This is a genomic window from Nonomuraea sp. NPDC049725 (genome assembly GCF_040674795.1).
Classification (GTDB): domain Bacteria; phylum Actinomycetota; class Actinomycetes; order Streptosporangiales; family Streptosporangiaceae; genus Nonomuraea; species Nonomuraea ceibae.
On record NZ_JBFANJ010000023.1, the window covers coordinates 52828 to 76562 of the forward strand.

Here is a 23735-nt window from a genome sequence, read left to right on the forward strand (position 1 = left end):
GAAAGGGCGGCGAAGGCGCTGCCGCGCTTCGCCGCCCTTGAGCCCTTGGACTTCCCTAGACGCCGAGCGCCGAGGGGAGGCTGAGCTCGCGCAGGAACAGCGCCTCGGTGGTGGCCACCCGGCGCAGCTCCTCCAGGTCGAGCCGCTCGTTGGGCGCGTGGATGGCCGCGTCCTCGTCCTCGGCGCCGAACAGCAGGATCTCCGCCGCCGGGAACTGCTTGAGCAGCGTGTTGACCAGCGGGATGGAGCCGCCGGCGCCGACGTCGCGTGGCGGGCGGCCGAAGGCGCGCTCCATGGCGCGGTTGAGCGCCGAGCGGGCCTTGCCGCCGGAGTCGGCCTGGAAGCCGGAGCCCACGGTGAAGTCGCCGAACGACACCTTGACGCCCCACGGCGCCACCTGGCGCAGGAACTCCACGACCGCGTTGACCGTGGTCTTGGGGTCGCCCGCCGGGGGGACGCGGACGGTGACGCGGGCCCGCGCGACCGGCTGGACGGCGTTGACCGCGCCCGAGACGCTGGGCACGTCGAGGCCGGTCACGGTGATCGCGTAGGAGGCCCAGAGGCGGTCGGCGAGCGAGCCGGAGCCGACCAGCGAGACGCCGTCGACGACGCCGGCCGTCTTGCGGAACTCCTCCTCGGAGGGGCCCTGGCCGAGGAAGCTGCCGCGCGGCAGGCCGGGCACGCGGATGTCGCCGTTCTCGTCGTGGAGCGCGCTCACCATGCGCATCAGGGCGGCGAGCGCGTCGGGGGCGGCGCCGCCGAACGAGCCGCTGTGCACGGGCTCGCGCAGGGTGCGCACCTCCATCGTGAAGGCCGCCATGCCGCGCAGCGACGTGGTCACCGCGGGGTCGCCGACGCGCGGGTTGCCGGTGTCGGCGACCACGATGGCGTCGGCGCGCAGGAGATCGGGGTTGCGCTCGACGAACGCCTCCAGCCGCTCGCCGGCGTACTCCTCCTGGCCCTCGATGATGACCTTGATGCCGACGGGGAAGCGGCCCTGGAAGGCGCGCAGGGCGGTGACGTGGGAGATGATGCCGGACTTGTCGTCTGCCACGCCGCGGCCGAAGAGCTGCCCGTCGATGAGGGTGGGCTCGAAGGGCGGGGTGCGCCAGGCGGCCGGGTCGCCGGCGGGCTGCACGTCGTAGTGGGCGTACAGCAGGACCGTGGGCATGCCGGGCGGGGCCGGCGATTCGCCGTAGACGGCGGGGAAGCTGCCCTCGACGGGGATCTGCTGCACGCGGGCCAGGCCGGTGCTGCGCAGCAGCTCCTCCACCGCCGCTGCCGCCGCCAGCACGGGCTCCTCGGGGTGCCCCGGGAAGGCCACGGAGGGGATGGCGGCCAGGCGCCTCAGTTCCTCGACGGACTGGGGCATGGCTGCCGCGACGGCGCTCTCGATCTGGTCAGGAGTCACGGGTGGGTCCCCCGGGGTCGTTCTCGATAGTTAACGTCTCATTGCATCACACAAGGCTTCACTGTGCGTGAAACCGGATGCTGCATCGGCTAATCTACCTGCGGATTTCGTAGTTGTTACATACCGGTTCTGCGGATCTCGGTTTTCTTGCAGAGTGTCGCGACGCATTCGCTTGGCAAAGCGCAGGTGAAGATGCAGACTGTGGGGAGGTCAGACACAAGGGAAGATAGCTATGACGCAGCCGGAAAACGACGTCCTGAAGGCCGCTCAGGACAACCTGTGGTTGCACTTCACGAGGCACAGCGCCTACCAGCAGTCCGAGGTCCCGACCATCGTCCGCGGTGAGGGCTCCTACATCTACGACATCAACGGCAAACGCTACCTCGACGGGCTGGCGGGACTCTTCGTGGTCCAGGTCGGCCACGGGCGCGGCGAGCTGGCCGAGGCCGCCGCCAAGCAGGCCCAGGAGCTGGCGTTCTTCCCCCTGTGGTCCTACGCGCACCCGAAGGCCGCCGAGCTGGCCCAGCGCCTGGCGGCGATGACGCCGGGCGACCTCAACCGCGTGTTCTTCACCACAGGCGGCGGCGAGGCCGTCGAGACCGCGTGGAAGCTGGCCAAGCAGTATTACAAGCTCGTCGGCAAGCCGCTCAAGCACAAGGTCATCAGCCGCCAGATCGCCTACCACGGCACTCCGCAGGGCGCGCTGTCGATCACCGGCATCCCGGCGTTCAAGCAGATGTTCGAGCCGCTGGTGCCCGGCTCGGTGCGGGTGCCCAACACCAACCACTACCGCGCCGACGAGATCACCGGCGTGCCGGGCATGACGCCCGAGCAGTACGGGATCTGGGCGGCCGACCGGGTGGCCAGGGCGATCGAGATGGAGGGCCCCGACACGGTGGCCGCCGTGTTCGCCGAGCCCGTGCAGAACGCCGGCGGCTGCTTCCCGCCGCCTCCCGGCTACTTCCAGCGGCTGCGCGAGATCTGCGACGAGTACGACGTGCTGCTCGTCTCCGACGAGGTCATCTGCGCCTTCGGCCGGCTCGGCACCATGTTCGGCGGCGAGAAGTTCGACTACGTGCCCGACATCATCACCTGCGCCAAGGGCATGACCAGCGGCTACTCGCCGATCGGCGCCATGATCGCGCACGAGCGGCTGTTCGAGCCGTTCAAGAACGGCGACCAGATGTTCGCCCACGGCTACACCTTCGGCGGCCACCCCGTCTCCGCGGCCGTCGCGCTGGCCAACCTGGACATCTTCGAGCGCGAGGACCTGCTCGGCCACGTCACCAGGAACGAGCCCGTGTTCCAGGCCACGCTCGACGGCCTGAAGGACCTGCCGATCGTCGGCGACGTGCGCGGCTCCGGCTACTTCTGGGGCATCGAGCTGGTCAAGGACAAGGCCACCAAGGAGACGTTCGACGCCGACGAGTCGGAGCGGCTGCTGCGCGGCTACCTGTCGCACGCGCTGTACGACGCCGGCCTCTACTGCCGGGCCGACGATCGCGGCGACCCGGTCATCCAGCTCGCGCCCCCGCTGATCGCAGGACCGAAGGAGTTCGACGAGATCGGGTCGATACTCCGCTCGGTGCTCACGGAAGCGTGGGCGCGATTGTAGAAACCCCCCATCCGGTACGGCTCGCCGTACCGGATTTTTTGTTCCCGAAAGGAGCATCGCCCATGAAGATCGGCGTGCCGACCGAGGTCAAGAACCACGAATACCGCGTCGCGGTCACCCCTGCTGGCGTCCACGAGCTGGTCAACCACGGCCACAGCGTGACGGTCCAGCGCGGCGCGGGGCTCGGCTCGCACATCACGGACGAGGAGTACCTGTCGGCGGGCGCGAAGATCCGCGAGGGCGCCGACGCGGTCTGGGAAGAGGCCGACCTCGTCCTCAAGGTCAAGGAACCGATCGCGGAGGAGTACCACCGCCTGCGCGAGGGACAGGTGCTGTTCACCTACCTCCATCTGGCGGCGTCGCGGCCGTGCACCGACGCGCTGCTGGCGGCGCGCACCACCGCGATCGCGTACGAGACGGTCCAGGAGGGCCGGGCGCTGCCGCTGCTCGCCCCCATGTCGGAGGTCGCGGGCCGGCTGGCGCCGCAGGTCGGCGCGTACAACCTGATGCGCTCCAACGGCGGGCGCGGCGTGCTGCCGGGCGGCGTGCCCGGCGTGGCCCCGGCCAAGGTCGTGGTGATCGGCGGCGGCGTCTCGGGGCTGAACGCGGCCCAGATCGCCGTCGGCATGGGCGCCGAGGTCACCGTCCTCGACACGAACGTCGACCGGCTGCGCTTCATCGACGCCGTCTACCAGGGCCGGCTGCGCACGCTGGTGTCGACGGCGTACGCGATCGAGCAGGAGGTGCTGCGGGCCGACCTGGTGATCGGCGCGGTCCTCATCCCCGGCGCGAAGGCTCCCACGCTGGTCAGCAACGAGCTGGTCTCGCGGATGAAGCCCGGCTCGGTGCTCGTCGACATCGCGATCGACCAGGGCGGCTGCTTCGAGGACTCCCGGCCGACCACCCACGCCAACCCCACCTACACGGTGCACGGCTCGGTCTTCTACTGTGTGGGCAACATGCCGGGCTCGGTGCCCAACACCTCCACGAACGCGCTGACCAACGCCACCCTCCCGTACGCGGTCAAGCTGGCGGACCTGGGCTGGCAGGAGGCGCTCGCCGCGGACGCGACCCTGGCGGGCGGCCTCAACACGCACGCCGGCACGCTCACCAACGAGCCGGTCGCCCAGGCGCTCCAGCTTCCGTACACGCCGGTGGCCGAGGTGCTGGCCGCCTGACCCAGCCGCGGGGCCGGTCGGCGGTGTTCACCGGCGGCGCGGCGAGCCGCCTCCGTCGCGGGCGGCGCCGGCCGTCCCGAGGCGGCGGCGCAGCTCGCGAGCCGTGGCCAGCACGTGCTCGATCTCGCCCGGGCTCGGCCACGGCCCGCTGCCGGGCCGCAGCAGCGTGCCGCGCACCGAGGCCAGGTGCTCGACCGCGCTGGCGTGCAGCCCGCTGCGGCTCACCAGCCAGCCGATCACGTCGGCGTGGTCGAGCAGCGGCCTGGTCATCAGGTCCCAGGTGCCGAGGATCTCCGTCAGCTCCGTCACCGACAGCCCGTGGCCGCCCCGGCGGCCGGTGGCGGCGGCGGCCAGCTCGGCGCGGGCCACCAGCTCCGGCTCGGCGGGCCGGTCCCAGACGGGCGGCGGCGGGTCGGCCAGCCACTCCTCGGCCTCGGCCGTCTTGCCCGCCGCCGTCAGCAGGCCGCCCAGCTCCACGGCCGCCCGGTGGTGCCCGGCCAGCGCCGCCTGGCGGAACCAGTGCTGGCCGCCGCCCAGGTCGCCGAACTCGGCGATGAGCAGCAGCGCGAAGTTGAACGCCGACTCGGCGTCGCCGCCCGCCGCGCCCCTGCCGAACCAGTGGCTGGCGCCCTGCGCGTCGTTCAGCTCCACGCAGACGAACCCGGCCATCCGCTGGTCCTCCAGCCGCCCCGCCCCGGCGGCCTGCTCGTACCAGCCGCGCGCGGTGCGCAGGTCGCGGCGCGACAGCGCGATGGCGCCGAGCTGCGAGGCGGCGCCCGGGTGCTCGCTCTTGGCGGCCAGCCGGTAGTAGCCCTCCGCGCCCTCGGGGTCGCGGCTGGCCTGGAGGAACAGGCCCAGGCAGTAGGCCGACTCGGCGTGCCCAGCCCGGGAGGCGGTCTCCCACCAGCGCACGGTCTCCTCCTCGTCGCCGCCCGAGTAGGCGAGGAACCCGGCGTCGTGCGCGGAGGGCGCGTCACCGGCGGCGGCGGCGTGCCGGTGCCACTCCCGCGCCGCCTGGATCTCGCCCGCGTCCTCGCACATCAGCGCCAGCCGGCGCGCCGCGGCCCGCGACCCGGCCCGCGCGGCGTTCTCGTACCAGCTCCGCGCCATCGCGTAGTCGCCGCGCTGCTCCAGCAGCAGCGTGGCCAGGTTGACGGCGGCCTCCGCGTCGCCGGTGCCGGCGGCCAGCTCGTACCAGGTGACGGCCTCGTCGAGGCTGCCGTGCTTCTCGTGCCAGATGCCGAGGTTGTAGGCGCTGTCGATGTTGCCGCCCGCGGCGGCGCGCTCCCACCACTGCCGGGCCGACAGGCGGTCGCCGCGCTGCGCGTAGAGCCTGCCCAGCCGGTGCGCGGCCTGCGCGTCGCCTGCCTGCGCCGCCATCAGCAGCTCGGCCTCGTCCCCCACCCGTGGCGCCGGCACGGCCGGCAGCGCCACGTCACCTTGCCTCCACGCCATGGCCCACAGGGTGGCACGTGATCGCCCGATCGCGAACGGTAATCGCCGAGCCTGTCAGGAGAACTTGATGAAGCCTGTGAACATGCCCATCCCGCAGGCGTAACGCAGCTCTCCCGGCGGCTGCGGCGGCAGCTTCACCGTCGCCGGCACGGCCAGGTCGCGCCCGGCGAACGCGACGGTCTGCGCGCATCCCCGGTCGACCAGCTTGAACACCACCTCGACGGGCACCCCGGCCGGCGCCTCCACGGCCGCGGGCCGGTAGCCGTCGTGGGTGGCGTAGATGGTGACGGTCCTGCTCAGCGGCCGGTCCGGCCCGGCGCTCGCGCCCGCGGGCAGCCAGCCGCCCAGGTTGACGCCGGCCCCGATCGTCCACAGCCCCGCCGCGACCGCCAGCACCGCCGTCACCTTGGACAGCCGGGTACGGGACACGCGCCGCAGCACGTAACCCAGGAGCGCCAGCGCGGGCGAGCTGCCGAGCACGAACCCGGCCATCACCGCCGCGCCCGGCAGCGGCGAGCCGCTGGAGACGGCGACCAGCTCCATGCCGATCGTCACCCCGCACGGCACCAGGATCGTGGCGGCCCCGAGCAGCGGCGCGGCCATCGGGGGCAGCTCCCGCCCGCCCGGCGCGCAGCCGGTGCGGCGCAGCGCCCGCACGGCGAAGACGATCACCAGTACGCCCGCGGCGACCAGCAGGACCGCCCGGGCGGCGGGCGGCGGCTTGACGGCCGCGCCGATCAGCCCGAGCAGCGCGCCGGCCGCCGAGTAGGAGGCGAGCCGGCCGGCCAGGAACCAGGCCACCGCCCGGCCGCGCCCCTCGGCCAGCCCGACCATCAGGCCGCCGTGCACGGCGGTGCACGAGGCGGTGCCCGCCAGCAGCCCGGCGGCCAGGCCGCTGCCGAGCAGCGTGAGCGCCTGTGCCGTGGTGCTCAGTGGACCAGCGCCAGCTCGTCCAGCGATCCGGCCTTGGCCGCCTCCACGATCGAGGCGAACTGGTCGTGGCTCATCTCGACCCGCTGGCCGAAGTCGTCCGTGATGACCACCTGGCGATCCTCAGGCGCCGTCGGGTCGACGAACAGCTCCGGGCAGCCGCAGCTGCACTGGCCGCAGAACCTGGCGATTGACCGCATCTCATCCCCACTTCTGGAAGAGGTCCTGTAGGGAAAGTAACCCTGCGTGCCGAATGCGGCCAGTGACAGTTGTTTCACCCTGCGTACCGTTTATCAGGCCCCGCCTCTGAGCACGGACATCCTTTCGAGGTATTCGTCGTCACTCATCTCGCCGCGGGCGTACCTCTCGGCGAGGATCTGCTCGGCGGGCGCGGTGGGCCTGGTCTCCGCGGGGCGTCCCCGCCGGCCCCAGACGCCCCGGCGCCAGGTCCAGGCGGCGAGCGCGACGACGGCGATCCAGAACAGGCCCCAGATCATCGGGATGACGGGCCAGAAGCCCGCGTGCGCGAACGTGTTCATGTTCTCCTCCTTCGGCGTACCTCCAGGGTCGCCGCCGGAGGGTCGCGGCGAATCGGACGGCGGGCGTGTCCCGGGGTCCGCCCGGGGGAGTACGCGCTGCCCAGCGGCCGTACGCCTCAGGGGGAGAGGCGGGCGCGGGCGGCGGCGCGGTCGACGCCGAGGGCGTCGATGAGCTCGGCCACCGGGTCGGGGTGGCGCTGGTCGAGCAGGGCCAGCAGGAGCCGGCCCGGACCTTCCTGGTCGCGGTTCTTCCTGGTGGTGGCCTTGGCCGCCTGGACGATGGCGGCGCGGGCGCTGGAGGACAGTGCGGTGCCGGGGAGCGGCGGGTGCTTGCGCGGCCTGGTCTCCGGGGCGTCGCCGACGTCGATGCCGATCGCGCGCAGGGCGGCCCGGTCGAGGGTGTCGAGCGCGCCCCGGGCCGTCGCGGCGTCGACGCCGAGCGCCCGCGCCGGGGCGCCGGACGGGTCGCGGAGCAGGCCGAGCAGCAGGTGCTCGGTGCCCAGGCGGCGGTCGCCGCGCTGCCGGGCCTCGTCCTGGGCGGCCTTGATCGCCTGACCGAACGGGCTCTTGTCCATGCCGAACATGGCGGGCCTCACTTTCCGTACTTGGCGTGCACCGACTGGCGCGACATCCCGAGGGCGTCGCCGATCTGCTCCCACGTCCAGCCCTGCTCGCGGGCGAGCCCGACCGAGACGGCCTCGACCTGCTCGGCGAGCCGGTGGAGTGCGCCGACAGCGCGCAGGCCCACGGCGGGGTCGTGGGACTTGATGCGTTCAGACAGTTCTCCCATGTCCACGTTGTCAGGCTAGATTGACAGCCGGAGATTTGTCAATCTAGCCTGACAGGCATGAACGATGTCGTGATCGTGGGAGCCGGGCCCGTCGGGCTGATGCTGGCGGGCGAGCTGGCGCTGGCCGGAGTGCGGCCGCTCGTGCTGGACAAGAGGCCGGAGCCGAGCGAGCTGCCGCGCGCCAACGGCGTCATCGGCCAGGCCGTCGACCTGCTCGACCAGCGCGGACTGCTGAAGGGAGCCCGCAGGCCGCCGCGCTTCCCGTTCGGGCCGGTGACGCTGCCGCTGGCCCGGCTGGACGTGCCGTTCCGGACGGTGGTCATCCAGCAGCCGCGCCTGGAGAGGCTGCTGGCCGGGCGCGCCGCCGAGCTGGGGGCGGAGATCCGGCGCGGCCGGGAGGTGCGCTCGCTCACCCAGGACGAGCAGGGCGTGACGCTGCAGGTGGCGGGCGAGCGGCCGGTGCGGGCCAGGTTCGCCGTCGGCTGCGACGGCGGCCGCAGCCTGGTCCGCGAGCAGGCGGGGATCGGCTTCCCCGGCACCACCGACGACGAGGTGCTGCGGCTCGGCCACTTCCGGGGCAGGCCGAAGCTCGGCGGGCTGGCGCGGGGCTGGAACGAGTTCCCCGGCGGCCGGGTCCTGCTGACCTCGCTGCGGCCCGGCGTCCACATCGTCGCCGTACGCGAGAAGGGCACCCTGGGGGAGGAGGGCGGCCCGGGCGAGAAGGGCAGCCTGGGGGAGGAGGGCGGCCTGGGCGAGAAGGCCGGGGGCGTCACCGTCGGCGACCTGCGGGCCGCCCTGCGCCGGGTCACCGGCCGCGACCTGCCGTTGGGCGAGCCGATCTGGCTGACCGCCACCGTCGCCCAGGCCCGGCTCGCCGAGCGCTACCGGGCCGGGCGGGTGTTCCTCGCGGGCGACGCCGCCCACCTGTTCCCGGCGGGCGGGTCGGCGCTGAACGTCGGCCTCGTCGACGCCGCCGAGCTCGCCGCCAAGCTCGCCGCCCACCTGGCCGGCGCCCCCGCCCGGGTGCTCGACGCGTACGAGGCCGAGCGCCGCCCGCAGGCCGAGCGGACGCTCGCGCACACCCGCGCCCAGCGGGCGCTGGAACGGCTGTCCGGCGAGGAGGGCGCGGCCCTGCGCGACCTGCTCGGCGAGGTGTTCGCCCACCCGGAGTCCGCCCGCCACCTGGCCGCGCTGCTGCACGGCTCGACCGGCCCGTACGCGCCCCCGGGCGCGCCGGCCCGCCGGCGGCGCTGGCCGGCGCTCAGAGCCAGCCGGGCTTGACCAGGCCGGACTCGTAGGCGATCACGACGAGCTGGGCCCGGTCGCGGGCGTGCAGCTTCATCATCGCCCGGCTCACGTGCGTCTTGGCCGTCGCCGGCGACATGAACAGCCGGGCGGCGATCTCGTCGTTCGTCATGCCGGAGCCGACCAGCGTCAGCACCTCCCGCTCGCGGTCGGTGAGCTGGTCCAGGCCCCCGGCGGCCAGCGGCTCCTTGGCGCGGGAGGCGTACTCGGCGATCAGGCGGCGGGTCACGCTGGGCGACAGCAGCGCCTCCCCGGCCGCCACCACCCGCACGGCCTGGATCAGCTCGGCCGGCTCGGTGTCCTTGACCAGGAAGCCGCTCGCGCCGCCGCGCAGCGCCTCGAACACGTACTCGTCCAGCTCGAACGTCGTCAGGATGACGATGCGCGGCCCCTCCGGCATCTGCCGGGTCGCGGTGAGGCCGTCGGTGCCCGGCATCCGGATGTCCATCAGCACCACGTCGGGGTGGTGCTCGGCGGCCAGGCGGACCGCCTCGGCCCCGTCGGCCGCCTCGGCCACCACCGACATGTCCGGCTGGGCGTCGAGCAGCGCCTTGAACCCGGCCCGCACGAGCGCCTGGTCGTCGGCCAGCAACAGCTTGATCATCAATCCTCCTGGGGTAGGGGCAGCCGGGCCGAGACCTGGAAGCCGTCGCCCGACGGGCCGGCCACCAGCGTGCCGCCCAGGGCCGAGGCCCGCTCACGCATGCCGGGGATGCCGTTGCCGCTGCCCTCCTCGGACAGCGCGCCCGGCGCCGTCGCGCCGGAGTCGGTCACCCGGACGGCCAGCTCGTCCGCGCCGTACTCCAGCCGCACCGTCACCCGCGAGCCGGGCGCGTGGCGGGCGGCGTTGGTCAGCGACTCCTGGACGATCCGGTACGCGGCCCGCTCGACCGGCAGCGGCAGCGGGCGCGAGCCCACCCGCTTGATCGTCACGTCCAGGCCGCTGCGCTCGGCCAGGTCGTCCAGCCGGTCGAGCCCCGCCGTGGGGGCGCGCGGGGCGCCCTCGCGCAGCACGTTCAGCACCGAGCGCATCTCGCCCAGCACCTCCTTGGAGGCGGCCTTGATCGTGGTCAGCGCGGTGCGGGCCTGCTCGGGCTGGTCGTCGATCAGGTGCAGCGCGGTCGACGCCTGCACGTGGATGAGCGAGATGTTGTGCGCCAGCACGTCGTGCAGCTCCTGCGCCATCGTCAGCCGCTCCTCGCTGGCCTGGCGCCTGGTCTCCTCCTCGGCGGCCCGCTGCTGCTGGGCGCGGCGCTCGCGCCAGATCCGGGTGAGCTCCGCGACGACCATGATGAGCAGGATGAACGCGGTGACGGCCAGGTCGTGGAAGAGCCCGAGCGACAGCTCGCTGCCGATGTAGCCGTACGCGACGAAGACCGCGAGCGTGACCCCCGCCATGATCCAGCCGGCCAGCCGCCGCCCCTGGGTGATCAGGCAGAACAGCAGGATCGCCGGGGCGAAGTAGACGGGCCCGAGCGGGTAGTCGAGCCAGGTGTAGGCGTACGTGGCCAGCAGCGCCACGACCGACGAGGCGACCGGGAACTTGCGGCGGAACACGATCGCCGCCGGGCCGATCAGCAGCAGCACGTACGCCACCGCGTCGAGCGGCCGCCTGAACTCCCGCTGCCCCCAGGCCGCCCCCTGGGACAGCACGACCTGGGCGACCGCCATGATCAAAGCTAGGTAGGGATCGAACCCGGTCTTCTTGCCCACACCCCCACGCTAGGCCCCGCGCATGACCATCGCATCCTCCGGTTGTGGCAGGGGGCCCTACCACGACAGGCGTAGCTGGGTCATCGTGGACACCATGCGCCGAGTGATCGTTCCCGCAGCAGCAGTCCTCGTCTCACTGGCCCCCGCCGCCCCGGCCGTGGCCGCGCACCACCCGCCCCCGCAGAAGGTCCCCGTCGCCGAAGGCCACGGCGGCGCCGTCGCCACCGTCGACCTCGACGCCAGCCGGGCGGCCGTCGCCGTGCTCAGGCGCGGCGGCAACGCCATGGACGCCGCCGTCGCCGCCGGCGCCGTGCTCGGCGTCACCGAGCCCTACTCCGCCGGGCTGGCCGGCGGCGGCTTCATGGTCTACTACGACGCCAGGAAACGCCAGGTCCACACCATCGACGGCCGCGAGACCGCCCCGCGCGCCATGACCTCGACCAGCCTCGAAGGCATCCCGTTCGAGGAGGCCGTCACCAGCGGCCTGTCGGCGGGCGTCCCCGGCGCCGTCGCCCAGTGGGACCTCGCCCTGCGCCGGTTCGGCACGCTCTCGCTGCGCCAGGCGCTCCAGCCCGCGATCGAGGTCGCGTCCAAGGGCTTCGTCGTCGACCAGACCTTCCACGACCAGACCGCCCAGAACGCCGCCCGGTTCAAGGACTTCACCTCCACCGCCGCCCTCTACCTGCCCGGCGGCGCGCCCCCGGCGGTCGGCTCCGTCTTCCGCAACCCCGACCTCGCCGCCACCTACCGCGAGCTGGCCCGGCGCGGCCCCGGCTGGCTGTACGGCGGGCGGCTCGGCAGCGAGATCGTGGAAACGGTCAAACGGCCCCCCGTGACCCCTGGCTCGACGCGCAACGTCCGGCCCGGCCTGATGGAGCTCGGCGACCTGCGCGCCTACCGGGCCCTCCTGCGGGAGCCCACGCGCGTCGGCTACCGTGGCCTGACCGTCTACGGCATGGCGCCCCCGTCGTCCGGCGGCTCGACCGTGGGGGAGGCGCTCAACATCCTCGACGCGCTGCCCCGCGTCGGCGTGCACGAATATCTGGAGGCGTCCCGGCTCGCCTTCGCCGACCGCAACGCCTACGTCGGCGACATCCCCGGCGTCCCGCTGCGCGAGCTCCTGTCGGACGGCTTCGCCAAGGAACGCGCCTGCCTGATCGGCGAGCGCGCCATCGCGCACCCGGCCCGGCCCGGCGCCCCCGACGGCGACTACGGGCCCTGCGCCCCGCCTTCGGACACCGCACCGGCCACCCCCACCGCCGCCGAAGGCCCCGAGACCACCCACCTCGTCGTCGCCGACCGGTGGGGCAACGTCGTCGCCTACAACCTCACCATCGAGTCCACGGGCGGCAACGGCATCGTCGTCCCCGGCCGGGGCTTCCTGCTCAACAACGAGCTGACCGACTTCACCTTCGGCCCCGCCCCCGGCGACCCGAACCTGCCCGCCCCCGGCAAGCGGCCCCGCTCGTCGATGGCGCCCACCCTCGTGTTCGACGACGGCAGGCCCGTGATGGCGCTCGGCTCGCCCGGCGGCTCCACGATCATCACGACCGTGCTGCAGATCCTGGTCAACCGGTACGAGTTCGGCATGCGGCTGCCGGAAGCGCTCGCCGCGCCGCGCGCCACCCAGCGCAACACCGCCCAGACGCAGGCCGAGCAGGCGTTCCTCGACGCGTACGAGACCGAACTGGAGGCGAGAGGGCACGACCTGGTGCTGAACCCGGAGATCGGGGCGGCCACGGCGCTGGAGTTCCTCGGCCGAGGCCGGATCCAGGCGGTCGCCGAGCCGGTCAGGCGCGGCGGCGGCAGCGCGATGGTGGCCGGCTCGCACCGCTGAGCGGCGCGGCCCCGGGGCACGACGAGAACCCGCCACGGCGCGTGGCGGGGAGGGTCCGGCCCCGGGGCGCTAGCGCAGGAGCAGGAACGCGGCGACGCCGATGGCGGCGACCACCACGACGACGGCGACGATCGGCAGGACCGGCGACTTCTTCACCGTCTTGGACTCCTGCTCGGACCGCTGCGCGAACGCGCGGAACTGCTGAGTGTTGCCCGCAGGGTCGATATGCTGGTCAGACATGCGCAGCAGCCTAGCGGGATCGCCTGCCGCTTTTGCGCCTTTTCGCGTGATCCACGGGTGGGTTGGTTACGAGACCGGCCCCCCGGGCGGATAGCTTGGAACCATGCTCAAGACCCTGTTCTCGCTGCGCGTCATGGGGTTGCACCTGCTCACGATCGCGGTCGTCACCGCGTTCATCCTGCTCGGGCGCTGGCAACTCGGCGTGTTCCAGGACTCGGGCAAGCCACAGGCCAGCACCGACCCCGCGCCGGTGAGCGTCACCACGCTCTCCGACGTCGGCGGCCACATGCTCACCGCAGCGGTCGGGCGCAGGGTCACCGCCGAAGGCGTCTACGACGCCGACCGGCAGCTCCTCGTCGCCGACCGGCCGCCGCACGTCGACGCGCCCGGCGGCAACGTCTCACGCGGCGAGGGCTACTGGGTCCTCACACCGCTCCGGCTCGACGACGGCACCCTCATGCCCGTCGTCCGGGGCTGGGTCGCCCAGGCCGGCGACCCCGGCACCGCCGTGCCCGCCGGACGCGCCACCGTCGAAGGCAGGCTGCGCCCCCCGCAGGGCACCGACAGCGTCCAGCGCCGCCCCGAAGGCGTGCCCGCGGGCCAGGTACAGACCGTGTCGACCGGTGAGCTGATCAACCTGTGGAGCGGGCAGAAGGTGCGCAACGGCTTCGTCGTCGCCCAGCCCGCCGCCGGCGCCGCCCTCACCCCCGTCGAGGTGTCACCGCCCGTGGTCGGAGGCACGCTCACGTGGCGTAACCTGGCTTACGCCGCCAACTGGTGGATCTTCGCCGGATTCGCCGTGTTCATGTGGTTCCACTTCGTACGCGACGCCGTACGGAGTGACCGGGACCGGGCAGCCGGGTCCCCCGAGATGGTTCTGGAAGGTTAACGGTGGAATCGGCTCTCAAGCCCTTCCGGGTGCTCGCCTACATTGTCGGCGTCATGCTCCTGATCCTCTGCGTCGCCATGGTGATGCGCTACGGCTTCGGCGTCGACGGGCTGTCGAAGATCATCGCGCCCATCCACGGCGGCCTCTACATGCTCTACCTCGTCGCCGTGATGAACCTGGGCATGAAAGCCCGCTGGTCCTGGCCGTACATGCTGGGCGTGATGCTCGGCGGCACCGTGCCGTTCCTGTCGTTCTACGTCGAGCGCCGCGTCACCGTGCGCGTCGCCGGGCAGGTGGACGGGCAGACGGCGGAGGCCTGACGCCCCCGCCGCCCGCCGCGCTCCGTCAACGGCCGATGCCGCGCCTGCGCGCCCGCTTCAACCGCTCACGCTGCGACGGGTCCAGCATCATGTAGCCGACCACCGGGGCCGCGACCACGCCGAGGATGACGAGCAGGGTGATGAACCCGGGGCCGAAGAACCACAGCGAGAGCAAGACGGCGGCGCCTGCGCCGATGGCGTACTTCGTGATTGGCGACATCCTCAGCTTCCTCCGAACGCGGGGCCCACGCCCCGCCTCTCCCACATTGTGCGTCGCCCGTCCAACGATTGGAGCCACCGGCGTGGTTCCAATTCGCGACCTATCTCAACCGGCGTGCGCCAGCGCGGCCAGCAACTCCCGCCGCAGCACCCCGTGCGCCGGGCGCCGGGCCGGGTCCCCGGACAGCAAACCCACCAGGACAGGCGCCATCACCCCCGCCCTGGCCAGCGCCGCCCCCGGCACCGGCGGACGCCCCTCCACGGCCGCGAACAGCACCGCCCCGAGCGACCACAGGTCCCCCGCGGCACTCACCACCCCCTCCGGCGGCGCGTACACACTGCCCTGAAACCCGCCGTACGGGGGCGCCCCCTGGGTTGGGGTGTGCCCGTCACCCCGCCCCGCGGGCGCGCCTTCCCGGGGGGAGGCCGGGGGCGCCTGGGGCGCGGCTTCCCCGGGGGCGCGGCTGCCGGCCCACCCGGGCGGGGCGGCTCCCGGCGGTGCGGCCACCCCGCCGTACGGGGGTGCGCCTTCCCGGGGAGTTCCCTGCGCGGCGTCCCGCCCGTTGGGGACGGCCCCGCTGCCGTACGGGGGTGCGCCTTCTTGGGGGGAGGGCGAAGGGCTCTGGAGGGGCGTGCGCCCGTCCGGCGGGGCGGGTTGGGGCCAGTCGGGGGGTGCGGCGCCGGGGGGCGGGGTGGTGGGGCCGGACGGCGGGGCGGGGGGCGGAAGGGCGTGGCGGCCGAGGGCCGGGCCCGGGGGGAGCGCGTGGCGGGCGGGGGCGAGGCTGGGCATGAGCGTCGCCCGGCCGGCCGCGTCGAGGAGGATGGCGCCCGGGTGGACGGCCCCGTGGCAGGCGCCGCCGGTGTGCAGGGCGGTGAGCTGGTCGAGGACGGCGAGCCCGATGGCGGCGACCTCGCCGGGCGGCAGCGGCCCCCGGGCGGCGAGGACGTGGTCGAGCGGGGTGTCGACGGCCAGCCGGGCGAGCGTGGCGGCGACGAGCGGCGTGGGCGGTGTCCCGGCGGGCCGCAGCATGGCCCGGATGAGCGTCCGCAGCGGGTCGGCGCCGGTGGCGGGGGCCTGCCCGGGCGGGCGGCCTTCGACGGCGAAGTGCAGGGTGGCGGCGAGTGACCACAGGTCGGCCGACTCCCGCATGCCGGGCGCGGGCATCCCGAACCCGGTGAGCAGCGCCCGCCCGGTCCCGGTCAGCAGCACGTTGGCCGGGTTGACCCGCCCGTGCACGATCCCGGCCGCGTGCGCCGCCTCCAGCGCCGACAGCACGCACACCCCGATGCGCGCCGCCTGCTGGACGGCCAGCGGCCGCCGCGCCCGTACGCTCTGCTCCAGCGACGCCCCGGAGACGAACTCCATGACCAGCCACGCCTCGCCGGAGTCGACCAGCACGTCGAGCAGTGGCACCGCCGAGGGGTGGGCGAACCCGGCGGCCCGCCGCGCCTCGATCACGGCGAGTTCGCGGGACTCGGCGGGGACGCGCAGCATCCGCACGACGACGTCGCGGTGCTCGTGCTCGTCGAACGCCAGCAGCAGCGTTCCGCCGCCGAGGGGGTTCAGCAGCCGGTAGCGCCCGCCGAGCTTCCTGGTCTGTGTCATGGCCGGCTTCTCGCCTCCGGGACCGGGGGGCCGTTGCAGGGGATGGTGTACCCGGTCAGGTGCTCGTCAGCCACGCCTCGTGCGCCGCGTGCACCTTGATCCAGAGCTTGTCCTTCTCGGCCGCGCTCACGTCGTCGAGGGGCAGCTCGAAGATGTCGGCCAGGGCGGCGTAGTAGTCGCGGGCCGAGTCGAGGGTCACGGTGAGCACCTTGCCGCCGGTGCGCGACAGCACCAGCCCGCGCAGCGTGTCGACGCCGAGCGCGTCGCGCCGCTGCACGACGGCCGTCCGCACGAACCCGGAGTCGGGCGAGGTGGTCAGATGCCGGTGCATCGCCTCGAAGGCGCTCATCTCCGCCGGGGCGAGGCCGAAGTCCATGCCGATGAACGAACCGGCCGGGTCATGGTCGAACCGCCACCCGCCGGGCGCGACCTGCGACGGACGCAGCCCGTACGTGAAGGGTCCTTGCCGGTACGTGCCCGCGACCAGCGGGAGCGGCTCGTGCAGGCCGTCGCCGAGCCCGGCGTCGACCAGCCACGCGCCGCCGGGGTTGTCCGGCGCGGGGAGGCCGCGCACGGTGAGGACGAGGTGGTTGGCGGTGATGCCGGCCTCGCCGCCCCGGTTCTGGACGCCGCCCACGTGGCGGGTGACGTCGTAGCCGAGCGCCGTGAGCAGCGCCGCGAACGCGCCGTTGAGGTGGTAGCAGTAGCCGCCGCGCCCGGCCGCGATCCGCGCCGCCGACTCGTCCGGGTCGATCGTGGTCGGCCGGCCCAGCCAGACCTCCAGAGCCTCGTACGCGACCCGTTCGACGTGGGCGGCGTGCAGCGCGCGCAGGGCGTCGGCGGAGGGTGGGGCGGCGGGCTGGCGGAGGCGGTTCAGGTACGCGGGCACGTTCACCTGCCCAAGTCTGCACCGGATGTGCACGAATTGGGGAGTGCCCTCTGCACAGCCCCCTTCTAGGCTTTCCGGCGTGACAGAGCAGCGACGCATCCTCGTCGTCGAGGACGACGCCACCATCGCCCGCGCCGTGCGCGACCGGCTCGCCGCCGAGGGGTTCGACGTGCGGGTCGCCGCCGACGGGCACGCCGCGCTGGCCGAGTACGGCAGGGCGGAGCCGGAGCTGGTCATCCTGGACCGGCTGCTGCCGGGGCTCGACGGGCTGGAGGTGTGCCGCCGGATGCAGGCGGCCCGCCCGGTGCCGGTGCTCATGCTGACCGCGCTGGGCGAGGAGACCGACGTGCTCGTGGGGCTCGGCGTCGGCGCGGACGACTACCTGGCCAAGCCGTTCAGCATGCGGGAGCTGGTCGCCCGCATCCACGCGCTGCTGCGGCGGGTGGAGCGCGCCGGGCAGCTCGCCACGACCGAGGACGCCGTGGTCCGGGTCGGCGAGGTGGAGATCGACACGGCGGCGCGGCGGGTGTTCGTGAGCGGTACGGAGGCGCAGCTCACGCGGACCGAGTTCGACCTGCTGCGCCGGCTGGCGGAGCGGCCTGGCCAGGTGTTCGAGCGGGAGCGGCTGCTGTCGGACGTGTGGGGGTTCTCCGAGGCTGCCGCCACCAGGACCGTCGACAGTCACGTACGGGCGCTGCGCCGCAAGCTCGGCCCGGACGTGGTGCGCACCGTCCACGGCGTCGGCTACGCGCTGGTGCGCCGATGAGGCCGCTGGACTTCCTCGGCCGGATCAAGGTGAAGCTCGGCATTGTCATCGTGCTGGCCGTCGGCACGGCGTTCGTGGTGAACGAGGTCGGCATCAACGCCGGTTTCTCCAGGGACGTCCGGATCGCGGTCGCCGTGGTGCTTGCCCTGATCATGGTGCAGCTCCTGGCGATGGGCATGACCAAGCCGTTGCGCGAGATGGCCAGGGCGGCCCAGACGATCGCCCAGGGCCGCTACACGCTGCGCGTGCGGGCCACCTCCCGCGACGAGGTGGGCGAGCTGGCCAGGGCGTTCAACGCGATGGCCGACGACCTGGGCGAGGTCGACAGGCAGCGCCGCGAGCTCGTCGCCAACGTCAGCCACGAGCTGCGCACCCCCATCACCGGCCTGCGTGCCGTCCTGGAGAACGTCGTCGACGGCGTCTCCACGCCCGACCCCGTCACCATGCGCACCGCGCTCGCCCAGACCGAGCGGCTCGGGCGGCTGGTGGCGCAGCTCCTGGACCTGTCGCGGTTCGACTCGGGCTCACGGCTCATCGAGCCGGAGGTCGTCGAGCTCGCGCCGCTCGCCGAGCAGGCGGTGCTGGAGGCGTCGCTGGCGCGCGAGGACGTCCGGCTGCGCGCCGCGGTCCCCGCCGGGCTGGCGGTCAGCGCCGACCCCGACCTGCTGGCGCAGGTCCTGGCCAACCTGCTCGACAACGCCGTACGCCACAGCCCCTCCGGCGGGTCGGTCACCGTGACCGCCTCGGCGTCGGCGGCCGGGGTGACGCTCTCGGTCGCCGACCAGGGGCCGGGCATCCCACCGGACGCCCGGGGGCGGGTGTTCGAGCGCTTCTCCCGTCTCGACGCCGGCCGCACCGCCGACGCGGGCGGCGCGGGGCTGGGGCTGGCCATCGTCAAGGAGATCGTCGAACTGCACGGCGGCTCCATCCGCATCGACGACTGCGCGGGGTGCCGCATGGTCGTCGAACTGCCCGGGAGGATCACCATGCCCGCCGACCGTCCTTCGGACGCCGCCCCCGTGACCGCGAGGGAGGCCGGCGAGGGTCCCCCCGTCGCCGTCCCCGCCGCGCTCGTCGGGGCGGCGGTGACCGGCGACGCGGCAGCCGGAGCCCCTCAGGCCGCCCCTGCGGCGCCCGCCGAGGGCCCGCCGGTCGCCCCCACCCCGAAGGAGCCCGTACGCATGCCGGAGAGGCCCGTCGCGGCGAAGGGGATCGGGGCGGCGGAGGGGCTGGCGCGGGTCCTGGTGGGGCTCGTCCTCGGGGTGATGGCGGGGTTCGTCGGGGGGCTGTTCCTCGCCGTGTTCGCGTCCATGGTGTTCGGTGACGGCGCCGGGCTGCTGGTGTGGGTGGCGGGGACGACGCTGGTGCTCGGGGCGGCGGGCGCGTCGATGGGCGCGGCCTCGGCCCGCCGCGCCGCGGACAGGGCACGCGCCACGGCCGTCCCGTACCAGGGCGAGCGGGGTGCGCAGCCGCAGCACGGCGGCGGGCCGCCCGCGTACGTGCCGCCGCCCGTGTTCCCGAGGCCGGAGGTGCCGGAGACGCCGCGCTGGCTGCTGCCGGCGGCGGCGGGGGCGGGGGTGTTCGCGGCGGTGGCGCTGCCCGACGCGCACGTCGGGCTGGGGATCGTGCTGGTCGCGGTGATGATCGGGGCGGCGGCGCTGCCCGCGGTGATGCGGCGGATGACGCCGTGGACGGTCGCGTTCGGGCTGGCGGCGTACTGGCTGATCGCGATGGCGGCCGTGCGGGACGCCGACTGGCTGGTGGGTCTCCTGCTGGTGGCGGGCGCGGGGCTGGTGGCGCTGGCGGTGTCGGGGGCCGGGCTGGGCTGGCTGGGCGTGATCAGGGGCGGCGCGTCGGTGCTGCTGGCGCTGGGGCCGCTGCCGTGGTTCGTGGCCAGGCCGCTGAAGGGGCTGGCGGCGCGGCGGCGGGTGCTGCCGACGCTGGCGGGGCTGGGCATCACGGCGGTGCTGCTGCTGGTGTTCGGGGTGCTGTTCGCCTCGGCGGACCCGGTGTTCGCCGGTTACGTGGACCGGTTGACGGCGGCGCCGGAGTGGGCGGAGTCGCTGCCGGTGCGGATCTTCCTGGCCGGAGTGTTCGCGGTGCTGCTGGCGGCGGTGGTGCTGGTGGCGCTGCGGCCGGTGGTGGACCCGATCGCCCCTGAGGTGCGGGTGCGGGTCAGCAAGGCCGTCTGGCTGGTGCCGCTGACGGCGGTGAACCTGCTGTTCGCGGCGTTCGTCGCGGTCCAGATCACGGCGCTGTTCGGCGGCGACGCGTGGGTGCTGGAGACGGCCGGGCTCACCTATGCCGAGTACGCCAGGCAGGGCTTCTTCCAGCTCGTCGTGGCCAGCGTGGCGGTGCTGGGCATCGTGGCGTTCGCGGTGGGGACGGTCCGGGCCGAGCGGGGCGAACGGTGGCTGCTGTCGGCGCCGCTCGGCCTGCTGTGCGGGCTGACGCTGGTGATCCTGGTCTCGGCGCTGCACCGGATGGAGCTCTACACGGACGCGTACGGGCTGTCGCGGCTGCGGCTGTCGGTGGAGGCGACGGTGTGGTGGCTGGGCGCGGTGTTCGCGCTGGTGCTGCTGGCCGGGGCGGTCCGGCTGGCGGGGCGCGGCACGGGCTGGCTGCCGCGCACGATCGTGCTGGTGACCGCGGTCGGGCTGGGCGTCTTCGGGATGGTGAACCCGGACCTGCGGGTCGCCGAGTCGCAGGCCACGCTGCGCGGCGTGCAGAACCTCGACGCCGACTACCTGGGCGATCTGGGCGCGGAGGCGGTCCCGGCGCTGGACCGGCTGCCGGAGCCGCAGCGCAGTTGCGTGCTCGCCGACGTGGTCAGGGCCAACGGCCTGGACGAGCCGGATTCGTGGAACGGCTGGAACCTGGACAGGTCACGGGCCCGCGCCCTGCTGGCGGAACGCCCGGTGATCGCGCAGTCGTCCTGTCAGGCCGTGTCCGGCCGCGGTTCCTGATGGTTGAATCTTGGGGTGATGTTCGACGTAGTCATCAGCGGCGGCCGGGTGCTCGACGGCACCGGAGCGCCGGCGTACCGGGCCGACGTGGCGATCTCCGGCGACAGGATCGCGGCGGTGGGCCGCCTCGACGGGGCCGGCGCGGCGGTGGTGATCGACGCGGCCGGGCGGCTGGTGGCCCCGGGGTTCGTCGACTGCCACGCGCACGGCGACGCCGTGGTGTTCGACCGGGGCGTGCAGCTCGCGGCGCTGCGGCAGGGCGTGACGACGTTCGTGCTGGGGCAGGACGGGCTGTCGTTCGCGCCGGGCTCCGCCGAGACCGTCGCCTACGCCTCGCGCTACTTCGCCGCCGTCAACGGGCTGCTCACCGAGGGGCCGCTGACGGTGGCCGAGCTGCTCGACGGCTACGACCGCTCGGTGGCGCTCAACACCGCCTACCTGCTGCCGCACGGCACGATCCGCTACGACGTCATGGGCGCCTCGCCGGACGCCGCCTCGCCCGAGGACCTGGCGGGCATGCTGGCGCGCGTGGAGCGCGGGCTGTCGGAGGGCGCGGTGGGGCTGTCCAGCGGGCTGGAGTACCTGCCGGGCCGCTACGCCTCCGCCGGGGAACTGGCCGAGCTCTGCCGGCCGCTGGCGGGCCTGCCGTACGTCACGCACATGCGGGCCTACGGCGCCCGCGCCGGGGTCGGCATGGCGGACGTGGTGGAGATCGCGCAGCTCTCGGGCGCCGCGGTGCACGTCTCCCACCTGCACGGCCCCGCCGACGTGCTGCTGCCGCTGATCGACGAGGCGCACGGCAAGGACGTCGACCTGACCTTCGACACCTACCCCTACCTGCGGGCCAGCACGATCCTGGCCATGGTGGTGCTGCCGCCGTCGGTGCCGGGCGCCGAGGTCGACAGGGCGCTGGAGATGATCGCCTCCACCGAGCTCGACGCCTGGTGGGCGGGGCTGGCGCCGACGTGGCCGAGGCTGACGATCTCGCACGCGCCCGGCCTGGAGTGGGCCGAGGGGCTGACGATGGTCGAGGCGGCCGAGCGGGCGGGCGTCGATCCCGCCGCGTTCTGCCGCCGCCTGCTCGTGGAGACCCGCCTGGAGGCCGGCTGCGTGGCCGCGCGCCCCGACGAGGGCCCGGCGGGCGAGGAGTCCGTACGGGCGGTCCTGCGGCATCCGTCGCAGACCGGCGGCTCCGACGGCATCTACGTGGGCGGCCATCCGCATCCGCGGGGGTTCGGGGCGTTCGCCCGGTTCCTCGGGCGGCACGTGCGCGAGCTGGGCGACTGGACGTGGGAGCAGGCCGTGGTGCACCTGGCCTCGCATCCGGCCAGGCGGTTCGGCATGCACGACCGCGGGCTGCTGCGGCCCGGGTTCGCGGCGGACGTGGTGGTGTTCGACCCGCTGACGGTGGGCGACCAGGCCACCTACGAGGCGCCGCGCACGCTGGCCGCCGGCGTGGACGACGTGCTGGTGTCGGGTCAGCGGGTGCTGGCGGCCGGTGAGCTGACCGGTGCGACCCCCGGCCGGGCCCTGCGCCCGCGCTGACCGTACAAGATCCACAGGATAAGGTCAGAAGCGGACAAAAGGGGGAGATGTGCGGGAGATGCTTGGACACTCCGTGCTCGATGGCGAGCTCGGGTTCCCGCTCATGGTCGTGCATCGCGACGCGCTGGAGCACAACATCGCGACGATGGCCGCGTTCGCCCGCGACCACGGCCTGGAGCTGGCGCCGCACGCCAAGACGCACCTGTCGCCGGAGATCGCCGCGATGCAGCTCGACGCCGGGGCGTGGGGGCTGACCGTGGCCACGCCGCGCCAGGCGATGACCGTGCGCGAGTTCGGCGTGAGCCGGATCATGGTGGCCAACCAGGTCGTGGACCCCGCCGGGCTGCGGTGGGCGGCCGGTGAGCTGGAGCGCGATCCGGAGTTCGAGTTCCTGTCGTTCGCCGACTCGGCGGCCGGGGTGGACATCCTGGCCGCGCACGCCGGGGCGCGGCCGTTCCGGGTGCTGGTCGAGCTGGGGCACGCCGGGGGCCGGGCCGGATGCCGGAGCCTGGACGACCTGCTGACCCTGGCCGCGTACGTCCAGCAGACCGGCGGGGTCGAGCTGGCCGGGGTCGCCGGGTACGAGGGGTCGCTGAAGTCGGCCGAAGAGGTCCGGAAATATCTGGACCAGTTGCAGGAGGCCGCCGAGCACCTGCGCATCCGCACCCCGATCCTCAGCGTCGGCGGCAGCCAGTGGTTCGACGTGATCGGCCGCCACCTCGCCGCCACCCAGGCCCGCATCCTGCTGCGCAGCGGCGCCTACGTCACCCACGACGACGGCTACTACCGCGAGCGCACCCCGTTCAACCGGATCGACGGCGAGCTGTGGCCCGCCCTGGAGGTGTGGGCGCACGTGCTGTCCACCCCCGAGCCCGGCCTGGCGGTCGTCGGCATGGGCAAGCGCGACGCCCCGTACGACGAGGGGCTGCCCATCCCCAGGCGCGGCGGCGTCACCATCGTCAAGATGCAGGACCAGCACGCGGTGGTGCACGCCGACGGGCTCAGGCCCGGAGACCTGCTGGCCTTCGGCATCTCGCACCCGTGCACCGCCTTCGACAAGTGGCGGGCGCTTCCCCTCGTCGACCGCGAATACCGGGTCGTCGGCACCATCACCACCCGTTTCCAGGAGTTGACATGAAGAAAGAGCTCAGGACCACCGAAGGCGCCGCCCCGGTCGGCGCCTACTCGCAGGGTCTCGTGGTCGGCGACTTCGTCTACACCTCCGGCATGGGCCCGCTGGACCCGCAGACCGGCGAGATCGTCGGCGGCGACGACGTGGCCGCGCAGACCCACCAGGTCATGCGCAACCTCGGCGCGATCCTGGCGGCCCACGGCCTCGGCTTCGACGACGTGATCAAGGCGACCGTCCATCTCCAGGACCTGCACCGCGACTTCGCCGCCTACAACGAGGTCTACAAGTCCTACTTCACCGAGCCGTACCCGGTGCGCACCACCGTCGGGTCCGAGCTGATGAACATCCTGGTGGAGATCGACTTCGTCGCGCACAAGAGCGCGTAAGGTC

The 23735-nt window shown here is 73.9% G+C and carries 24 protein-coding genes; 11 read left to right on the plus strand and 13 right to left on the minus strand.

Annotated features, from left to right (window positions below; genetic code table 11):
- Positions 1-55 precede the first annotated feature (55 nt).
- Complete coding sequence (locus tag AB0J53_RS40010) at positions 56-1411, minus strand: M20/M25/M40 family metallo-hydrolase (RefSeq protein WP_219511258.1); 1356 nt, start codon at positions 1409-1411, stop codon at positions 56-58.
- 232 nt (positions 1412-1643) lie between these two features.
- On the opposite strand from AB0J53_RS40010, the gene AB0J53_RS40015 reads away from it, so the two are divergent.
- Together AB0J53_RS40015 and ald are read left to right on the plus strand one after the other, a co-directional pair.
- Positions 1644-3026 (plus strand): aspartate aminotransferase family protein, encoded by a 1383-nt coding sequence (locus AB0J53_RS40015; RefSeq protein WP_219511257.1) that lies wholly within the window; start codon positions 1644-1646, stop codon positions 3024-3026.
- 62 nt (positions 3027-3088) lie between these two features.
- Positions 3089-4204 carry an alanine dehydrogenase gene (gene ald / locus AB0J53_RS40020; protein WP_357583938.1) on the plus strand — a complete coding sequence of 372 codons (1116 nt, stop codon included), beginning with the start codon at positions 3089-3091 and terminating at the stop codon, positions 4202-4204.
- Between the two features lie 27 nt (positions 4205-4231).
- Here the strand turns inward: ald and AB0J53_RS40025 are convergent, their stop codons facing one another.
- From AB0J53_RS40025 to AB0J53_RS40050, 6 genes are all read right to left on the minus strand, one after another.
- Positions 4232-5659, minus strand: a complete 1428-nt coding sequence (locus tag AB0J53_RS40025; protein WP_364182255.1) for a sel1 repeat family protein — start codon at positions 5657-5659, stop codon at positions 4232-4234.
- 54 nt (positions 5660-5713) lie between these two features.
- Positions 5714-6619 carry a sulfite exporter TauE/SafE family protein gene (locus AB0J53_RS40030; protein ID WP_364182427.1) on the minus strand — a complete coding sequence of 302 codons (906 nt, stop codon included), beginning with the start codon at positions 6617-6619 and terminating at the stop codon, positions 5714-5716.
- Positions 6589-6789: a hypothetical protein gene (locus AB0J53_RS40035; RefSeq protein ID WP_219511251.1), complete on the minus strand. Its 201-nt coding sequence runs from the start codon at positions 6787-6789 to the stop codon at positions 6589-6591. The genes AB0J53_RS40030 and AB0J53_RS40035 overlap by 31 nt, the downstream gene beginning before the upstream one ends.
- Positions 6790-6882: 93 nt before the next feature.
- The gene (locus AB0J53_RS40040) at positions 6883-7128 is read right to left on the minus strand and encodes an SHOCT domain-containing protein (protein WP_219511249.1); all 246 of its coding nucleotides are present in this window, start codon (positions 7126-7128) and stop codon (positions 6883-6885) included.
- Positions 7129-7244: 116 nt separating this feature from the next.
- A complete protein-coding gene (locus AB0J53_RS40045) occupies positions 7245-7712 on the minus strand; it encodes a Clp protease N-terminal domain-containing protein (protein ID WP_364182259.1) in 468 nt (155 codons plus the stop codon).
- 8 nt (positions 7713-7720) lie between these two features.
- Positions 7721-7918: a hypothetical protein gene (locus AB0J53_RS40050; protein ID WP_197094079.1), complete on the minus strand. Its 198-nt coding sequence runs from the start codon at positions 7916-7918 to the stop codon at positions 7721-7723.
- A gap of 57 nt (positions 7919-7975) precedes the next feature.
- Between AB0J53_RS40050 and AB0J53_RS40055 the strand changes: the two genes are divergently transcribed.
- Complete coding sequence (locus AB0J53_RS40055) at positions 7976-9199, plus strand: FAD-dependent monooxygenase (RefSeq protein ID WP_364182262.1); 1224 nt, start codon at positions 7976-7978, stop codon at positions 9197-9199.
- On the opposite strand, the gene AB0J53_RS40060 is transcribed toward AB0J53_RS40055, so the two are convergent.
- Both AB0J53_RS40060 and AB0J53_RS40065 read right to left on the minus strand, forming a co-directional pair.
- Positions 9180-9827, minus strand: a complete 648-nt coding sequence (locus AB0J53_RS40060; protein ID WP_364182265.1) for a response regulator transcription factor — start codon at positions 9825-9827, stop codon at positions 9180-9182. The two genes, AB0J53_RS40055 and AB0J53_RS40060, sit on opposite strands and share 20 nt — an antisense overlap.
- Complete coding sequence (locus AB0J53_RS40065) at positions 9827-10936, minus strand: sensor histidine kinase (protein ID WP_364182268.1); 1110 nt, start codon at positions 10934-10936, stop codon at positions 9827-9829. The genes AB0J53_RS40060 and AB0J53_RS40065 overlap by 1 nt, the downstream gene beginning before the upstream one ends.
- A 94-nt stretch (positions 10937-11030) precedes the next feature.
- On the opposite strand from AB0J53_RS40065, the gene AB0J53_RS40070 reads away from it, so the two are divergent.
- On the plus strand, positions 11031-12773 hold the full coding sequence (locus tag AB0J53_RS40070) for a gamma-glutamyltransferase family protein (RefSeq protein ID WP_364182270.1): 1743 nt from the start codon (positions 11031-11033) through the stop codon (positions 12771-12773).
- Between the two features lie 69 nt (positions 12774-12842).
- Here AB0J53_RS40070 and AB0J53_RS40075 read toward each other — a convergent pair whose 3' ends face one another.
- On the minus strand, positions 12843-13013 hold the full coding sequence (locus tag AB0J53_RS40075) for a hypothetical protein (RefSeq protein ID WP_219511226.1): 171 nt from the start codon (positions 13011-13013) through the stop codon (positions 12843-12845).
- 103 nt (positions 13014-13116) lie between these two features.
- Here AB0J53_RS40075 and AB0J53_RS40080 point away from each other — a divergent pair, with 103 nt between their 5' ends.
- The gene (locus AB0J53_RS40080) at positions 13117-13902 is read left to right on the plus strand and encodes an SURF1 family protein (protein WP_364182272.1); all 786 of its coding nucleotides are present in this window, start codon (positions 13117-13119) and stop codon (positions 13900-13902) included.
- A 2-nt stretch (positions 13903-13904) separates the two neighbouring features.
- A complete protein-coding gene (locus tag AB0J53_RS40085) occupies positions 13905-14222 on the plus strand; it encodes a DUF3817 domain-containing protein (RefSeq protein WP_364182275.1) in 318 nt (105 codons plus the stop codon).
- A gap of 25 nt (positions 14223-14247) precedes the next feature.
- Here AB0J53_RS40085 and AB0J53_RS40090 read toward each other — a convergent pair whose 3' ends face one another.
- The 3 genes from AB0J53_RS40090 to AB0J53_RS40100 all read right to left on the minus strand — a co-directional run bounded on the left by AB0J53_RS40090 (position 14248) and on the right by AB0J53_RS40100 (position 16942).
- Entirely contained in the window at positions 14248-14442 is a 195-nt protein-coding gene (locus AB0J53_RS40090; protein WP_219511221.1) for a hypothetical protein, read from the minus strand.
- 105 nt (positions 14443-14547) lie between these two features.
- Positions 14548-16047 (minus strand): protein kinase, encoded by a 1500-nt coding sequence (locus AB0J53_RS40095; RefSeq protein WP_364182277.1) that lies wholly within the window; start codon positions 16045-16047, stop codon positions 14548-14550.
- A 55-nt stretch (positions 16048-16102) separates the two neighbouring features.
- Complete coding sequence (locus AB0J53_RS40100; RefSeq protein WP_364182280.1) at positions 16103-16942, minus strand: arylamine N-acetyltransferase; 840 nt, start codon at positions 16940-16942, stop codon at positions 16103-16105.
- A gap of 73 nt (positions 16943-17015) precedes the next feature.
- On the opposite strand from AB0J53_RS40100, the gene AB0J53_RS40105 reads away from it, so the two are divergent.
- Genes AB0J53_RS40105 through AB0J53_RS40125 form a run of 5 tightly spaced genes read left to right on the plus strand, consistent with a single transcriptional unit; the run spans position 17016 to position 23731 of the window.
- Entirely contained in the window at positions 17016-17702 is a 687-nt protein-coding gene (locus tag AB0J53_RS40105) for a response regulator transcription factor (protein WP_364182283.1), read from the plus strand.
- Positions 17699-20668, plus strand: a complete 2970-nt coding sequence (locus AB0J53_RS40110; RefSeq protein ID WP_364182286.1) for a DUF4153 domain-containing protein — start codon at positions 17699-17701, stop codon at positions 20666-20668. Before AB0J53_RS40105 ends, AB0J53_RS40110 begins: the two co-directional genes overlap by 4 nt.
- A gap of 18 nt (positions 20669-20686) precedes the next feature.
- Positions 20687-22213, plus strand: a complete 1527-nt coding sequence (locus tag AB0J53_RS40115) for an amidohydrolase family protein (RefSeq protein ID WP_364182289.1) — start codon at positions 20687-20689, stop codon at positions 22211-22213.
- 58 nt (positions 22214-22271) lie between these two features.
- Positions 22272-23351 (plus strand): alanine racemase, encoded by a 1080-nt coding sequence (locus AB0J53_RS40120; RefSeq protein ID WP_219508357.1) that lies wholly within the window; start codon positions 22272-22274, stop codon positions 23349-23351.
- Positions 23348-23731 carry a Rid family detoxifying hydrolase gene (locus AB0J53_RS40125; protein WP_219508358.1) on the plus strand — a complete coding sequence of 128 codons (384 nt, stop codon included), beginning with the start codon at positions 23348-23350 and terminating at the stop codon, positions 23729-23731. Before AB0J53_RS40120 ends, AB0J53_RS40125 begins: the two co-directional genes overlap by 4 nt.
- Positions 23732-23735 lie beyond the last annotated feature (4 nt).

What these genes read in the sequence shown, in the direction of transcription:
- ald (WP_357583938.1), top strand. Translation starts at nt 3,089, where the DNA reads ATGAAGATCGGCGTGCCGACCGAGGTCAAGAACCACGAATACCGCGTC.
- AB0J53_RS40120 (WP_219508357.1), top strand. Translation starts at nt 22,272, where the DNA reads ATGCTTGGACACTCCGTGCTCGATGGCGAGCTCGGGTTCCCGCTCATG.
- AB0J53_RS40070 (WP_364182270.1), top strand. Translation starts at nt 11,031, where the DNA reads ATGCGCCGAGTGATCGTTCCCGCAGCAGCAGTCCTCGTCTCACTGGCC.
- AB0J53_RS40080 (WP_364182272.1), top strand. Translation starts at nt 13,117, where the DNA reads ATGCTCAAGACCCTGTTCTCGCTGCGCGTCATGGGGTTGCACCTGCTC.
- AB0J53_RS40095 (WP_364182277.1), bottom strand. Translation starts at nt 16,047, where the DNA reads ATGACACAGACCAGGAAGCTCGGCGGGCGCTACCGGCTGCTGAACCCC.
- AB0J53_RS40090 (WP_219511221.1), bottom strand. Translation starts at nt 14,442, where the DNA reads ATGTCGCCAATCACGAAGTACGCCATCGGCGCAGGCGCCGCCGTCTTG.
- AB0J53_RS40075 (WP_219511226.1), bottom strand. Translation starts at nt 13,013, where the DNA reads ATGTCTGACCAGCATATCGACCCTGCGGGCAACACTCAGCAGTTCCGC.
- AB0J53_RS40060 (WP_364182265.1), bottom strand. Translation starts at nt 9,827, where the DNA reads ATGATCAAGCTGTTGCTGGCCGACGACCAGGCGCTCGTGCGGGCCGGG.
- AB0J53_RS40110 (WP_364182286.1), top strand. Translation starts at nt 17,699, where the DNA reads ATGAGGCCGCTGGACTTCCTCGGCCGGATCAAGGTGAAGCTCGGCATT.
- AB0J53_RS40040 (WP_219511249.1), bottom strand. Translation starts at nt 7,128, where the DNA reads ATGAACACGTTCGCGCACGCGGGCTTCTGGCCCGTCATCCCGATGATC.
- AB0J53_RS40125 (WP_219508358.1), top strand. Translation starts at nt 23,348, where the DNA reads ATGAAGAAAGAGCTCAGGACCACCGAAGGCGCCGCCCCGGTCGGCGCC.
- AB0J53_RS40015 (WP_219511257.1), top strand. Translation starts at nt 1,644, where the DNA reads ATGACGCAGCCGGAAAACGACGTCCTGAAGGCCGCTCAGGACAACCTG.
- AB0J53_RS40050 (WP_197094079.1), bottom strand. Translation starts at nt 7,918, where the DNA reads ATGGGAGAACTGTCTGAACGCATCAAGTCCCACGACCCCGCCGTGGGC.
- AB0J53_RS40115 (WP_364182289.1), top strand. Translation starts at nt 20,687, where the DNA reads ATGTTCGACGTAGTCATCAGCGGCGGCCGGGTGCTCGACGGCACCGGA.
- AB0J53_RS40055 (WP_364182262.1), top strand. Translation starts at nt 7,976, where the DNA reads ATGAACGATGTCGTGATCGTGGGAGCCGGGCCCGTCGGGCTGATGCTG.
- AB0J53_RS40025 (WP_364182255.1), bottom strand. Translation starts at nt 5,659, where the DNA reads ATGGCGTGGAGGCAAGGTGACGTGGCGCTGCCGGCCGTGCCGGCGCCA.
- AB0J53_RS40035 (WP_219511251.1), bottom strand. Translation starts at nt 6,789, where the DNA reads ATGCGGTCAATCGCCAGGTTCTGCGGCCAGTGCAGCTGCGGCTGCCCG.
- AB0J53_RS40045 (WP_364182259.1), bottom strand. Translation starts at nt 7,712, where the DNA reads ATGTTCGGCATGGACAAGAGCCCGTTCGGTCAGGCGATCAAGGCCGCC.